Genomic DNA, 14,324 nt, shown 5'->3' on the forward strand with positions numbered 1-14,324 from the left:
CTATTTATCTATCTACGTTGGTTTATTCCATGCGATAGTTTGGTGCTTCTTTCGTGATTTGTACGTCATGAACGTGGCTTTCACGAACACCAGCAGAGGTAATTTGTACAAACTCTGCTTTTTCTTTCACATCAGCAATGGTTGCGCAGCCTAGGTAGCCCATGCTTGAGCGCAGGCCGCCCATCAATTGATGAATCACTGCAGTGATTGTTCCTTTGTAAGGAACGCGTCCTTCAATACCTTCAGGTACTAGCTTTTCTGCATTACCTTCATTGTCTTGGAAGTAACGATCACTTGAGCCTTGCTGCATCGCGCCTAAAGAACCCATCCCACGATAAGACTTGTAAGAGCGCCCTTGGAATAGTTCTGTTTCGCCTGGTGCTTCTTCTGTACCTGCAAATAGTCCACCAAGCATCACGCAATCAGCGCCTGCGGCAATAGCTTTAGAAATATCGCCAGAGAAACGAATACCACCGTCAGCAATGAGAGGTACACCGGTGTTTAGCAATGCAGTTGCTACATCATCAATTGCTGTAATTTGTGGTACGCCAACACCCGCAACAATGCGAGTTGTACAAATTGAGCCTGGGCCGATACCGACCTTAACAGCATCAGCACCATGGTCTGCAAGTGCGCGAGCCGCAGCACCTGTTGCAATGTTGCCGCCAATTACTTGAACATATGGGAAGTTTTTCTTCACCCATTCCACGCGCTTTAGAACGCCTTCAGAATGACCATGAGCAGTGTCTACCACGATAACGTCAACACCCGCTTCCGCTAGTAGTGTTACACGTTCTTCTGTGCCTTCACCAACGCCAACCGCCGCACCAACTAGTAAACGACCTTGATCATCTTTGCAAGCTAATGGGTGTTCGCTAGATTTCAGGATATCTTTTACAGTGATTAGACCGCGTAACTCAAAAGCATCATTCACTACAAGCACACGCTCAATGCGGTGTTCGTGCATTAATGCCATTGCTTCTTCGCGACTAGCGCCTTCTTTTACGGTGACTAGTCTGTCACGTGGTGTCATGATACTTGTGACCGGTGCATCTAGGCGGCTTTCAAACCGTAAGTCGCGGTTTGTTACAATGCCAACAACTTTGCCACTATCTACAACAGGTAAACCAGAAATACGGTGTTGTCTGGTTAGTTGTACTACGTCACGGATGGTTAACGCAGAAGAGATGGTGATTGGATCTTTTACCACGCCACTTTCGTGACGTTTTACTTTTGACACTTCTTTCGCTTGCTTTTCAGCTGTCATGTTCTTATGAACAATACCAATGCCGCCTTCTTGGGCTAGCGCAATCGCTAGACGAGCTTCTGTCACTGTATCCATTGCAGCAGACAAAAGTGGAATATTCAAAGTGATCTGGCGAGTTAGTCTAGTAGACAGTGAAACATCGCGAGGTAGAACGCTGGAGTGGGCTGGAACGAGTAAAACATCGTCAAATGTGAGGGCTTGTCGGATGACGCGCATGTGTGATTCCTTCCGGCAAAGCAAAATTATAGCGAAAACAGCCACTTGCGGTAAAGAGGGAAATCTTGTTTCATGTTAGATAATGTATGTTAAGTAGTAAAAGTCACGCTTTTCTTTAGCAATTGCATATACTTAAAATAAATTTAGCCAGAAGAGAAACTATCTTCCATGAGATTTGCGATTGTATTTGGCAAAAAACAATAACGAGGGTGAGCGCACTAAATGGTCAAGGTGTTATTTGTCTGTATGGGAAATATTTGCCGTAGTCCTACGGCTGAGGGTGTTTTTCGCGCCAAAGTAAAGCAAGCGGGTCTATCGGATCTAGTTTTGATTGACTCGGCAGGTACGCATGCTTATCACGTTGGTGAGTCGCCAGATACACGTTCAGTTGCGGCCGCTTCACGACGTGGGTTTGATTTGTCGGATATCCGTGCGCGAAAACTGACCGATCACGACTTCTTGGAATTCGACTATGTTTTAGCGATGGATCAGCGCAATTTACGAGATATTAAACAAATAATAGGCTTAAATTTGGGCGACAAAGCGGAATTGTTTTTAAACTTTAGTCGCGCATATTCTGGGCAAGAAGTGCCAGATCCCTACTATGGTGGCGGGGCTGGATTTGAAGATGTTTTAAATCGAATTGAAGATGCCTCTGAGGGATTGTTGCAGCAAATTCAATTACAATTGCGAAAAAAGCAAGATTGAATCCGTATCTTAGTATGAAAGGGTTGCGATGAGTCCACAAAATGTAACCATTTTAATTATTGATGATGATGCGGTGTTGAGGTCGCTAATTGGTAGTGTCTTACGCCAAGAGGGTTATACCGTTGTGGGGGATGCGCCTTCTGCTGAGTCTGGTTTGAAAGTCTTTGATGCGACGCCTACAGATCTAGTGTTGTTGGATATTAACTTGCCGGGTATGGATGGGATGTCTCTATTGCCGGAGCTATTGGCTAAACCGAATGCGCCAAAAGTGATCATGGTGAGTGGTGAAGCCACCTTGGATAAAGTAAAAGGCGCATTGAGTGCCGGTGCAAGTGGCTTTGTTGTTAAGCCAATCAGTGCAAATAAATTATTGTCAGCGGTTTCTTTTGCCATTTCAGGCAAATAAGCCTATGCAAACCAAAACCGTTGATCGAAAGGTAAATTATGAAGTTATGTCCATTTAGAGTTGGACAAGGGTTTGATGTACACGCACTTGTTGTCGATCGACCATTGATTATTGGTGGCGTTACTATTTCTTATGAAAAAGGGTTGGCAGGACACTCAGATGCCGATGTATTGCTTCATGCAATTACTGATGCCTTACTAGGTGCCGCTGGGTTAGGGGATATTGGGCAACATTTCCCAGATAATGATGTGGCATACCTTGGTGCAGACAGCCGAGTATTGTTACGCCATGTGGTGGGCTTGCTTCATGCTGGTGGGTGGAAAATTGCAAACGTGGATGCCACCATTATTGCTCAAGCACCGAAGATGGCTCCGCATATTCCAGGTATGGAGGAGTTAATTGCTTTTGATTTAGGTATTGATACTAAATGCGTCAACATTAAGGCAAAAACAACAGAGCGTTTGGGGTTTACTGGGCGAGGTGAGGGCATTGCTGCGGATGCTGTGTGTTTGTTGTGGTCCGAATAAATAACTTTTGATGCCGTTTATCGGTTTTGGTATGACAATGCTTTATTTTCTGTGTCGAAAAGCGTAAATTGTTACTGTGCGAACTTCCTCTGTTTAGGGGAAGTCAATTACATACTAACTTAAACACTAAGTAAAACGCCTTCTCAAGGTGTGAAAATGGCAAACCCGTCGCGAGGCGGGGACGCAAAGTTTCCGGTCTGTTATTAGCAGATAGCGGGGCCGCCTCATCTCGATCGTGATTTTGCCATCACATAGATATTGTTATGCTCCTCTGTATGTGCAGATGGGTATTAAGAGGGCAATATTAGGGTGGTAAACATGTCCCTTACATCTACAAATAATGTGATTTCTTTGACTGAGTTTGCCAAAGGTAGATCGGTATCTCCGGAAGTGGTCAAAGAGGTGTTTCAGCGCTGTCGGTCACAGGCATTAAACAAGCTGTGTCCGATGCTTGCGGCAAAACTCGATCAGCTAAATGATGAGCTTTTTGAGTTGGCTGAAAAAACTTTATCTAGAGAAAAATATAATCGCTATCTAAATGCACGTGGTGTATTAGAGGCTAAGCGATCTATCTATGAGTCTAGTTTTCGATCGACTCTCTTAAATTCATTTGATCAATCCATTAAGGTGGATTCCAGTGTGGCCCGCGCCGATAAGCCTGTATTGGATATTGGCGAGCTTTCGTTAGTTGATCATGCGGATTTTGAGCAGAGCCTTGCTGTTCGGCAAATTGCCAGTTTATGGCGTAAATATAGTGCGGATGAATTAAATGCCTTTGAGGCGAGGGTGATTCATCTATTGTCTGATCGGCAGTCTATTGGTGATAGTTCTCTGCCTTTGTCGCCCATGCAGATTGCACAAGCGCTTGATAGTGCTTGTGACGAATTGGATGTCGAACTTGGAGTGCGCTTACTTATTCTAGAAGCGCTTGCACGTGCATTTGCCAAAGATTTGAAGCAAATGTATGCAGAACTCAATGCAATGATGATTGCTAATGATGTTTTGCCTAAAGTGCCGTTGTCTCTTAAAGTTAAAAAGGATGATGGTCCTACCATCCGGCAACCCGCCCATTCGGCCTCTGAAGCATCGTCTGCTGCTGTAAGTAAGCCTGTTCCTGATGGAATGGTACTGATTTCTGAAGAGGATGCTTCATTATTAGGTGTGCTAAGGCAGTTGGTTCAAACTGGTCAAATGCCTGTAACGGCTCAAAGTGCCGGGTTGACGACGAAGGTGTTGCCAGAGCTGACGAAATTGCAGTTGACCGTGCAAAGTGCGCCGGTTGCCGCTTTAGGAACAAGTGAAGCGTTGTCTTTAAGCCTGCGTTCTTTAAAAGAAGGTGGACTAGTTGAACAGGTTTCGCAAATTGAATCGTTGACCATTGATATTGTCGCGATGCTTTTTGATTTCATCTTTGATGAAGAAAACATACCAGCAGAAATTAAAGCGCTGATTGGGCGACTACAGATTCCCGTGCTAAAAGCGGCTCTTTTAGATGGAAAGTTTTTTTCTAGAAAGCAGCATCCCGTCAGAAGAATGCTTGATTTACTCGCCCAGCTTTCAGTGGGGTGGCAGAGCGAGGAGTATTTAAAGCGTTTAGTCACGCTAATTGAAGATGTGGTTAATCATATCTTAACTGAATTTACGGATGAAATTGCGGTTTTCGAAGTGCAGGAAGCCCGTTTACTTGCTTTTGTAGAAGAGGAAAACCGACTCTCAGAAGCTAGTTCAGAGAGAACTGCTAAGGTAATTATTTTCCAAGAGCAGCAAATGATTGCGTTGGAAGAAGCGAAGCTTTGGGTGGCTTCTCGACTAGATAAACATGGTGTACCCCAAGTCGTGCGTGATTTTCTTGCGAATCATGGCGTTGCAATGCAAATGGATGCTTGCCTTCAGCATGGCCTGCATACGGAAGGTTGGTATCGCTCACAAGAGGTGATGGATCAACTGATTTGGTCGTGTGAGCCTAAAATTACTACGGAAGATCGTGTCAAACTGGTTGGTTTGCTACAGCCCATGTTATCGCGCATCGAGTCTGTTCTGGTTAAGCAACCAAATGGCGCTGTGATTAAAGAGCTATTTTTAGCAGAATTAGTAAAGTGCCATGCAACGGCAATTCGGCAGGGCGCAACAGCCGCTTCGGCAAGTGGAGTACCACAAATTCGCACGCCGCTCGCATCGATGGATATTGCTTTGCCAGTGTTGGAGGAGGTGTTGGCCGAGCCGTTCTCGCCGATTGATGTTCCTTCTCAATTACCTGCAGTGGTGATTGAGGAAGAAGTGCACGAGAAAATTGCGGAGCGATGGATGCAGTCCACGCTTAGACGCGGAGAGTGGGTTGAAGTGGAGCTAGATGACAGCGTTCAGCAAATGAAGCTAGCTTGGATTAGCCCGTACAAAGCGGTATACCTGTTTACAAACCGATTTGGCGGAAATGCCTTGTCTGTGTCACAAGAAGATTTAAATCGATATCTCGCGGATGGCAAAGTTCGCAGGATAGAGGCTTCCTCGTTCTCTGAGCGAGCGGTAAGTAACGTGTTGCATCGCTTGGAAGAAGAAACTGTACAATAAACAAAGGCGCTGAATGCGCCTTTGTTTATTGTGGTGCTTAATCGTGTTGACTGCGTTTTAAACGACGCTGTCTGACAGACTCTGCAAGCGTGGATAGTAGTGATTCACTATCATCCCAGCCAATGCAAGCATCGGTAATGCTTTGGCCGTAGGTTAATGGATGACCTGGTTTTAGATCTTGGCGGCCTTCACATAGATGGCTTTCTGCCATCACACCAAAGATGCGCTCATCGCCTGTGGCAATTTGTGCGCCGACATCTTCACAGACGTCCATTTGCTTTTTGTACTGTTTACTGCTGTTGGCATGCGAAAAGTCGATCATTACTTTTTGCGCTAGGCCTGAGCTAGATAGTTGTTGGCAGGCTGCTTCTACACTCTCTGCATCGTAGTTAGGGGCCTTACCGCCACGTAAGATAACATGGCAGTCTTCATTTCCTAACGTAGACACAATGGCGGAGTGTCCTGCTTTCGTCACTGATAGGAAGTGATGTGGGGCATTGGCTGCCTTGATCGCATCTACAGCGATGCGTAAGTTGCCATCTGTGCCATTTTTAAAGCCAACAGGGCAAGATAAGCCGCTCGCTAGTTCTCTATGCACTTGGCTCTCTGTCGTACGGGCACCAATTGCGCCCCAGCTAATTAAATCAGATAGGTATTGCGGCGTAATCATATCTAGATATTCTGTCGAAGCTGGCATGCCTGTATCGTTGATATCTAGTAATAATTTGCGCGCAAGGCGAATGCCTTCGTTGATGCGGTAGCTGCCATCTAACATTGGATCGTTGATTAGACCTTTCCAGCCAACGGTTGTACGTGGTTTTTCAAAGTACACCCGCATCACGATGAGTAAATCTTGTTCGAATTTATCTTTGTGAGCTTTTAGTCGGGTTGCGTATTCCATTGCTGCATCATAGTCATGGATAGAGCATGGGCCAATAATGACTAATAAGCGATCATCCGCGCCGTGTAAGATGCGATGAATAGCTTGACGCGTTTCGTAAGTGACGTTGGCTGCATAATCAGAAATTGGGTATTCACGCAGCACGTGTGAAGGTGGCGCCAATTCTTTAATTTCTTTAATACGGGTGTCATCAGTTTTAATCGTCGATTTTCCGTGCGTCATTTCTATAGTTCCCGTTTGTAAATTACTTGCCAATGTGTCAACAAATTCGTGAGGGCGATCCATCCAGTAAGGAGAGAGACCGCACGCTGCTTCAATTTTTCGCGATAACTCATCACCGAGATTCCTTTGGCCGCTAGACGAGTTGCCTAGCAGTCTGGAAACGTACGATGCCTGATTGATGCCCACTGTTTTGGCAAAATCAATCTGCCTACCGTTGAATCGGTGGGTGATGAGGTAAAGAAGATTATTTCTTCTAGTGTCTTGGATACTTTGCATAAACTCATTAAACCACAAATTTACCTTTGTGGTAATTATTTTGAACAAATAATATTGAGTTCAGAAAACGATAAAATTACCTTCTTGGTAATTTTATCGTTTTTGGGAGGGGTTAGATGACTTTTGAGTAGCGTGCTGCAGTTTGTTTTTCTCGTAAATGCTGATCGAAAACCATGGCGATGTTTCTAATCAACAGACGTCCTTTCGGTTGTACGTAAACAGCCTCTTTAGATATAGACAGTAACCCATCTTTTGCTAATTGTTGAAGTTGTGTTTGCTCGGCAGAGAAAAAGTCTAGGTAAGAAATACCGTACTTCTTTTCGAGTAACTGGATATCAACTTCAAAATCACACATCAATCGCTGGATTAAATCACGTCTAAGTACATCTTCTTCTGTTAAGTCCATTCCGCGATACAAGGGGAGGGTGCCTTTGTCTAGTGCGGCATAGTATTCTTCTGTTGTCTTTACATTTTGGCTGTAACTAGTACCGATTTTACTGATGGCCGAAACGCCGAGGGCCAACATATCAATATCATCGTGCGTTGAGTAACCCTGAAAGTTTCGATGAAGCGTTCCGGCGGTTTGTGCGATTGCTAGCTCATCATTCGGAAGGGCAAAGTGATCCATGCCGATATAAATATATCCAGCGGCAGTTAATTTTTGAATTGCTAGGTTCAAAATATCTAACTTTGTATCTGCAGAGGGTAGATCTGCCTCATTGATCCGACGCTGAGGCATAAACGCATGCGGCAAATGCGCATAGTTATATACAGATAGTCTATCAGGCCTAGCCGCAATCACTTTATCTAGTGTTGTAGAAAAGCGTTCTACGGTCTGTAACGGAAGTCCGTAAATTAAATCCATTGAAACAGACTGAAAACCATACTTTCTAGCTGCGGCTAAGGTGGATAAGGTTTCTTCTTCAGATTGAATTCGGTTCACTGCCACCTGGACGTCCGCATCAAAATCTTGCACGCCAATACTCATGCGATTAAAGCCAAGTTGACGAAGTAGCGCGACCGTTTCTTCAGATACTTTGCGTGGATCGATTTCAATCGAAAACTCACCTGTCGTATCATCCGCAAATTGAAAAGTGGATTTTAGTTTTTGAATTAACCTGGTTAATTGCGCATCTGATAAGAAAGTAGGAGTGCCGCCACCAAAGTGTAGTTGTTCTACTTTGGCATGTTTTGCAAAATGGGGAGCAACAAGGTCAATTTCTTTATCTAGGTAGTCTAGATATTGGTCGGCTTTTGATTTGTCTTTTGTGATGATCTTATTGCAAGCGCAGTAGTAACAAATGGTATTGCAAAAAGGGATGTGCACGTAGAGTGATAGGGCTTTTTCATTTCTATCTAGAAAATGTGTTTTTGCCTGCACCTCAAAAGACGATTGAGTAAATCCTTCATGAAATCTATCTGCTGTTGGATAAGAAGTATATCGAGGCCCGTTGCCTGATAGTCGTTCGATCAACTGCTTATCAAAGATGATGTCTTGCTGAGTTTTCTCGATATTGGCTGAATCTGATTTCATGGAATGTTGCCCGTTTGATTTGACTATGGGCATCATAAGCGTTAGGGCAATTTTATGAGTTGACGTTCATCAAGTGGATGAGTTCAAGTTAACTTAGTACCCGAAAACACAAAGGCCCTATCAGCTTTCACTGATAGGGCCTCGTGTTGTCTCGACTCTCTTTATTTTGCAGTCTCGCCGATTCTAACCGGTCTGTCAGACTGTTCTCCTTTGCTAGCTTGCTTTCTGGCTACATGGCTCGCGGCGCCTGAGAATGTTTGATTCAGGTTTGCTTCGCTGTAGCGGTTCTGCTTGTTCAGCAGATGTGCGTATTTTCCTTATTATTGCGTCAGCGTCAATACCTTGAGGTAAATCAAATTTACGTTTACGTAATATGTAAAATAAAAATGGTTATGCACCAAGATCGAGCATTAATGCGGGCTGTGGGTCAGTTGATGCCCCTTTTTGGTTTTTGACCATCTGGTTAGTTTGGTGGCTAAGCTAAAAATTTAATTTGTTGAAATATATTTTCTAAAATTTCTTTGGAATAAAACTATATAAATCAATTGCTTAGGTTTGTTATTTTGACGTTAAGGTAAATCGATCGTGTTTTTTTAAAAATTTATATAAAAAAATAAAAAAACAGAAAAAAAGTAGAAAAATGTAGATGAATTCTGTTTTATGCGTATTTTTGCCCTGTCATCTGCGGGTAATAATCAGATGATTAAATACGCCTCGTTCAGCCGCTTTGTGTGCGCTGTACCACTTAGGCTGGGAGGAGTGCGATCGACCCGGCACCAATTCTTTATCGATGGGTATGGTTTACTTGCCGATCGAACCTGTGCGAACTAACGCAAACTTCCCAGTGTTGTGCTGGTGTTTTCATCGGAGGAGGGTACATCTTCCCCGATGTCTCTGTGTGTGAGTGTTCGACATGCCTTTCCTATTTCACCGGTTTTGAACGATTGAATCAGATGTGATGCATTTCTTGCTAGCGGTCACTTATCTTGTGATGAACGTAAATTTTCGAAAATACGGAGATCAACAAGGAACTTGTATTTTTCAATGGGCACTTACTTGTTGTTTGTGTAATAATTAATCAGTTAAGAATTTTTACGCAAAAAGCCTTTTTTGAGTTGAAGTTTCTTCATTTGAGGGGCTTGCGACCTGAGAGGAAATCTCTAGATGCACCATTTTGGGGCTAGTGTTTAGAGGAAACCTCCGTCTTTTGTTTTTTTGTAACTCGTCGACAGAAAGTTAAAGCTTATGTTCCAGCATGTAGATGCCTACGCCGGTGATCCAATTTTGACCTTGGTAGAAACCTTTAACAAAGATACCCGCGCGAATAAAGTGAATTTGGGTATTGGTTTGTACTACGATGAAAACGGCAAGATTCCTCTACTAAACTGTGTAAAAGTTGCTGAGCAACGCCGTGTGGCTGCTGAACAACCTCGTCCATATCTACCGATGGAAGGTTTTGGCCCTTACCGTGAAGCCGTTCAGCGTTTGCTATTCGGTGCAGACCACAAAGTATTGGCAGAAAAGCGTGTTGCGACTGTACAGACAATTGGTGGTTCTGGCGCGTTGAAAGTAGGTGCTGACTTCATTAAGCGTTATTTCCCAAATAGCGAAATGTGGGTGAGCGATCCTACATGGGATAACCATCGTTCTATCTTTGATGGTGCAGGCGTGAAAGTAAATGCTTACCCATACTATGATAGCGAGACTGGTAATGTACGTTTTGCTGACATGATTGCATGTTTTAAATCATTGCCAAAACAAACCGTTATCCTATTGCACCCATGCTGCCATAACCCTACTGGTGTTGATCTGACCAAAGAACAATGGCAAGAAGTGATTGCAGTAGTGAAAGCGCAAGAATTGATTGCTTTCATGGATATTGCTTACCAAGGCTTTGGTGAAAGCTTGGATGATGATGCCTATGCAATCCGTGCAATGGCTGATGCTGGTGTTAGCTTCTTTGTAAGTAATTCTTTCGCTAAGAACTTATCTTTGTACAGTGAGCGTTGTGGCGGTCTTTCTGTTGTATGTGCAACAGAAGAAGAAGCTAGCCGTGTATTGGGCCAATTGAAGTTTACGATTCGTCGTAACTACTCTAGCCCTCCAGGACATGGCGGCCAAGTGACTGCAACCGTGATGAACGATGCAGAGTTGTACGCAGAATGGGTGAAAGAAGTTGAAAACATGCGTGATCGTATTAAAGCAATGCGTAAGGCGTTGTTTGATGTGATTTCTGCAGCGATTCCTGGTCGTGATTTCTCTTACTTCTTGTCTCAGCGCGGTATGTTTAGCTACACCGGCTTGTCTCCAGAGCAAGTAGATCGTCTACGTGAAGAGTTTGGCGTTTACATGGTTCGCTCAGGCCGTATGTGTGTGGCTGGCTTGAACCTAAGCAACATTGAATATGTTGCTAGCTCAATGGCTAAAGTATTAGCAAATTAATCGCTAATTATTGCCGTATAAAATGCCCCAGCAATTGCTGGGGCATTTTTTTTGTATGCTATTTAGGTTTTGTTCACAATTCGTTTAGTTGAAAGCTGGTATATTTAGGGTTTGAATGAAATTGCGGAGCAGTGGATATGCACTGGCTAAAAAAAGTTGGAATAGGTGTGGCAGGGGTGACGGGGGTTGCGGTGATTGGCGCCACTGGTTTCCTGATGACGTTTAATCCGAATGATTACAAATCGCAAATCATTGATTGGGTAAAAACCAATAAGCAAAGAACATTAGCGATTAATGGTGAAATTAAGCTAACCGTCTATCCTCAAATTGGATTTAAAGTTTCAGATGTTAGTTTGAGTGAGCATGCGAGTGCTGTTCAGTTTGCTAAGTTAGGTGAACTGCAACTTGGTGTGCAACTAATGCCCTTGCTTAGCAAAAAAGTGATTGTTGATAGTTTGGATGTTGATGGTTTGCAAGTGCGCGTTACCCGTGATGCAAAAGGGGTATTCAATTTTGCAGATTTACTAGAAAAGTCTACCGATGACACGTCTAGTAGCCAAAAGCTTGAAATGAAAGTGGCGCTGGTCTCTCTAAAAAATAGCCAAGCCGCTTGGCAAGATGAGATGACGGATCGTGCGGCATTGGTTTCTAAGCTGAATGTGACCGCGACCGATATTGACCCGAGCAAAGGCGCAACGCTAAAGGCCGACGGATTGGTATCAACAGGCCCGATTTCAAATCCCAAAGCGCAGGTTGATGGCAAGTTTGCGGTATCAACAGCGGTGGCCATGGATAGCAGTACAGGCCTGATTGAAGCGAAGCAATTGGTGGCTTCATTTGATGGTGCTGCGGCTGGGCAAAAAGGGTTAAAAGTAGCAACGGAAGGCAATGTAAGTCTTTTAAATGGTAATACGTCAATTAAACCGTTGAAATTGACCCTCGACCAATCTACTGCTGGCCAACAGGTGAAAGCAACGGTGAATGCAGCAGCATTTGCCTTAACTGGTGGTGCAATTGATTTGCAACAGTTGGCGCTGGATGCAAATCTATCGCAAGGTGGTAATAGCGTTGTTGCAAATGCGAAATTACCTACATTGGTGTTTAAAGATGGCAAACTGAATGCAAGTGATATTGCGTTAAATGCGAATCTATCCGGGAATGGCAATAAAGCAACGATCAAAGGCCAACTAGCCGCGATTGGCTTAGCTGGGCAGCAATTAAATATTGGTAAGATGGCGTTGAATTTGCAGGGTAACTTTGCTGATAAGCAAGTACAGACACAAATCAATGGTCCGATTGCGGTTGGTTTAGATGCATTACATGTGCAACTTCCCCAATTACAAACCTCCGGTCGAATTCAGCTAAAAGGGATGCCTGCAAGTAGCTGGCAATTAGCCGGTTCAATTGATGCCGCGATTAAAGCGCAAACCGTTAGTACGAAGTTAAACGGTAAGCTTGATGCGTCTAATCTTAACTTGCAAGCTGAAGTAAAACAGTTTGCGAGGCCTACCTTTAAAGCTAATTTAAGCTTAGACGCTTTGGATGTAGACCGTTACGTTACGAAGTCTGCTGCTTCTGTAAAAGCAGGTGCCGCCTCGACTGCCAGCGCGGATAACCAAGTACTGATTCCTGATCTACCCGTTTTTCATAACCTAACTGGTACAGCAGACGTCAAAATTGGCCGCTTGCAACGTGCGCCATGGGTCGTGAATGACGTGTCCGTTCACTTTGAGGCGGTGCCAGGATTGTGGAAGGTGGCTCCGTTTTCTGCCAAAGTTTTCCAAGGGCAAGTAAAAGCAGGGGTGAGCGCTAATTGGGGGACTACGCCATCTTTTACGGTCAGCCCTGAAGTGAGTGGATTGGCTTTGGGGGAACTGCTAAAGACGCTATCTGGGGATGATAAAATCTCTGGTAAAGCGAATGCGAGCGGACAAGTTTCATTTTCTGGTAAAACCTTGGCAGGGATTAAACAGTCTTTAAATGGTAATTTGAAAGTCAAAGTGGCGGATGGTGCGATCAAAGGCATTAGCATGATTGATACTGTTCAGAAGGCACAAAGTTCGATTAATTCATTGAGAGAAAAGGCTAAGACTGGTGCGAGCGCTACAGCTAAAACTGAGTTCTCTGATTTAAGCGCATCTTTTCAGTTAACTAATGGTGTTGCGAAGAACAGCGATTTGTCGATGATTGCTCCGCTGTTGAAAGCATCTGGGAGTGGTCAGTTTAATATCCCTGCGAGCACCATTGATTACAATGCCTTAGGTGGTGTGGAGTATAAGAAAGATGCGGGGGCATTGGGTGGTGTTAATGTCCCTGTGCATATCGGCGGCACTTTTACCCAGCCAACATTTACCGTTGATTATGCTTCAGTCGCTAAGCAAATTTTGCAGAATAAATTGAATGTTGATACAAAGGCGATTGAGGATAAAGCGAAAGCAGATTTAGCTGCACAGCAAGAGAAACTAAAACAAAGTGCCGATGCACAAAAAGCTAAATTGAATGATCAGGTAAAAGGTGAGCAAGACAAACTGAAAGATAAGCTGAAAGGCTTGTTGGGTAAATGATCTGATTGGTTTCTCCTCTTACAAAATAAAAAGACCGCTAGCGCGGTCTTTTTATTTTGGCATCGCTGAATTAGTCTTCAGTTGAGGCAGATTCTTTTACATGCAGGGCTTGATCATGGGCTGCAAGTCTTAGCTTACCCATCAGCACTTGCAGTGTTTGACGTTCCGCTTCACTTAGCACTGCAAAAATGCTGGCAATACGCGCGTAATGCGGTGGCAACAAGGTATCCATCAGCTGCTTGCCAGATTCAGTCAGATTGATAATCGCGCTACGACGATCAGTTGGAATGTCGATACGCTCGACTAAGCCATCCCGTGCTAGGCGATCTACAATGCCCGTCATTGTTGGAGGAGACACCGCTACGCCTTGTGCCAATCGTGATGGGGTTAAACCATCAGGATGGCGCATTAGCAGCAACAAGACGAAAAACTTGGTCTGGGAGACGCCGTACTCAGACAAAAACTCATCGAAAGCAGTCAGTTCATCACTGGCAGTTCTCAGCATGGTTAACCAGCTTTCTAATGCGCTGATATCCAAGTCTGGATAACTGCTTGCAAAACGAAGCATAGTGTCATGGCTTGGTAGTTCTCTTAGGTCAAACATGTCGTGTCTTTTCTTGTTGTGAATATAAGTTGAATTTGTCGCAGAAGTAGTTGAATGTCAATATCTTTTGTACACTAATTTGTTTCCCT

10 protein-coding genes and 1 riboswitch are annotated in these 14,324 nt (G+C 44.0%); of the genes, 6 read left to right on the forward strand and 4 right to left on the reverse strand.

Annotated elements, in window-relative coordinates; translation table 11 throughout:
* Nucleotides 1-22 precede the first annotated feature (22 nt).
* Nucleotides 23-1,483, reverse strand: a complete 1,461-nt coding sequence (guaB, locus tag LIN78_RS08630; RefSeq protein ID WP_227180392.1) for an IMP dehydrogenase — start codon at nt 1,481-1,483, stop codon at nt 23-25.
* A gap of 222 nt (nt 1,484-1,705) precedes the next feature.
* On the opposite strand from guaB, the gene LIN78_RS08635 reads away from it, so the two are divergent.
* From LIN78_RS08635 to LIN78_RS08650, 4 genes are all read left to right on the forward strand, one after another.
* Nucleotides 1,706-2,191, forward strand: a complete 486-nt coding sequence (locus tag LIN78_RS08635) for a low molecular weight protein-tyrosine-phosphatase (RefSeq protein WP_227180393.1) — start codon at nt 1,706-1,708, stop codon at nt 2,189-2,191.
* A 28-nt stretch (nt 2,192-2,219) separates the two neighbouring features.
* Nucleotides 2,220-2,597, forward strand: coding sequence for a response regulator (locus LIN78_RS08640; protein ID WP_227180394.1), 378 nt, complete (start codon nt 2,220-2,222; stop codon nt 2,595-2,597).
* Between the two features lie 38 nt (nt 2,598-2,635).
* A complete protein-coding gene (ispF, locus tag LIN78_RS08645) occupies nt 2,636-3,124 on the forward strand; it encodes a 2-C-methyl-D-erythritol 2,4-cyclodiphosphate synthase (RefSeq protein ID WP_227180395.1) in 489 nt (162 codons plus the stop codon).
* Nucleotides 3,125-3,272: 148 nt separating this feature from the next.
* A riboswitch (cyclic di-GMP riboswitch) is annotated at nt 3,273-3,351 on the forward strand.
* A 91-nt stretch (nt 3,352-3,442) separates the two neighbouring features.
* Nucleotides 3,443-5,692 carry a DUF1631 family protein gene (locus LIN78_RS08650; protein WP_227180396.1) on the forward strand — a complete coding sequence of 750 codons (2,250 nt, stop codon included), beginning with the start codon at nt 3,443-3,445 and terminating at the stop codon, nt 5,690-5,692.
* A 37-nt stretch (nt 5,693-5,729) separates the two neighbouring features.
* Here LIN78_RS08650 and aroG read toward each other — a convergent pair whose 3' ends face one another.
* Both aroG and hemN read right to left on the reverse strand, forming a co-directional pair.
* The gene (gene aroG / locus LIN78_RS08655) at nt 5,730-6,815 is read right to left on the reverse strand and encodes a 3-deoxy-7-phosphoheptulonate synthase AroG (RefSeq protein ID WP_227180597.1); all 1,086 of its coding nucleotides are present in this window, start codon (nt 6,813-6,815) and stop codon (nt 5,730-5,732) included.
* A gap of 388 nt (nt 6,816-7,203) precedes the next feature.
* Nucleotides 7,204-8,625: an oxygen-independent coproporphyrinogen III oxidase gene (hemN, locus tag LIN78_RS08660; protein WP_227180397.1), complete on the reverse strand. Its 1,422-nt coding sequence runs from the start codon at nt 8,623-8,625 to the stop codon at nt 7,204-7,206.
* A 1,245-nt stretch (nt 8,626-9,870) separates the two neighbouring features.
* Here hemN and LIN78_RS08665 point away from each other — a divergent pair.
* Complete coding sequence (locus tag LIN78_RS08665) at nt 9,871-11,067, forward strand: amino acid aminotransferase (RefSeq protein WP_227180398.1); 1,197 nt, start codon at nt 9,871-9,873, stop codon at nt 11,065-11,067.
* A gap of 137 nt (nt 11,068-11,204) precedes the next feature.
* Nucleotides 11,205-13,631, forward strand: a complete 2,427-nt coding sequence (locus tag LIN78_RS08670; RefSeq protein ID WP_227180399.1) for an AsmA family protein — start codon at nt 11,205-11,207, stop codon at nt 13,629-13,631.
* 70 nt (nt 13,632-13,701) lie between these two features.
* Here the strand turns inward: LIN78_RS08670 and LIN78_RS08675 are convergent, their stop codons facing one another.
* On the reverse strand, nt 13,702-14,235 hold the full coding sequence (locus LIN78_RS08675) for a MarR family winged helix-turn-helix transcriptional regulator (protein ID WP_227180400.1): 534 nt from the start codon (nt 14,233-14,235) through the stop codon (nt 13,702-13,704).
* Between the last annotated feature and the right edge of the window lie 89 nt (nt 14,236-14,324).

The organism is Leeia speluncae (genome assembly GCF_020564625.1).
Lineage (GTDB): Bacteria > Pseudomonadota > Gammaproteobacteria > Burkholderiales > Leeiaceae > Leeia > Leeia speluncae.

What these genes read in the sequence shown, in the direction of transcription:
- LIN78_RS08640 (WP_227180394.1), top strand. Translation starts at nt 2,220, where the DNA reads ATGAGTCCACAAAATGTAACCATTTTAATTATTGATGATGATGCGGTG.
- aroG (WP_227180597.1), bottom strand. Translation starts at nt 6,815, where the DNA reads ATGACGCACGGAAAATCGACGATTAAAACTGATGACACCCGTATTAAA.
- LIN78_RS08635 (WP_227180393.1), top strand. Translation starts at nt 1,706, where the DNA reads ATGGTCAAGGTGTTATTTGTCTGTATGGGAAATATTTGCCGTAGTCCT.
- ispF (WP_227180395.1), top strand. Translation starts at nt 2,636, where the DNA reads ATGAAGTTATGTCCATTTAGAGTTGGACAAGGGTTTGATGTACACGCA.
- LIN78_RS08670 (WP_227180399.1), top strand. Translation starts at nt 11,205, where the DNA reads ATGCACTGGCTAAAAAAAGTTGGAATAGGTGTGGCAGGGGTGACGGGG.
- guaB (WP_227180392.1), bottom strand. Translation starts at nt 1,483, where the DNA reads ATGCGCGTCATCCGACAAGCCCTCACATTTGACGATGTTTTACTCGTT.
- LIN78_RS08650 (WP_227180396.1), top strand. Translation starts at nt 3,443, where the DNA reads ATGTCCCTTACATCTACAAATAATGTGATTTCTTTGACTGAGTTTGCC.
- LIN78_RS08665 (WP_227180398.1), top strand. Translation starts at nt 9,871, where the DNA reads ATGTTCCAGCATGTAGATGCCTACGCCGGTGATCCAATTTTGACCTTG.
- LIN78_RS08675 (WP_227180400.1), bottom strand. Translation starts at nt 14,235, where the DNA reads ATGTTTGACCTAAGAGAACTACCAAGCCATGACACTATGCTTCGTTTT.
- hemN (WP_227180397.1), bottom strand. Translation starts at nt 8,625, where the DNA reads ATGAAATCAGATTCAGCCAATATCGAGAAAACTCAGCAAGACATCATC.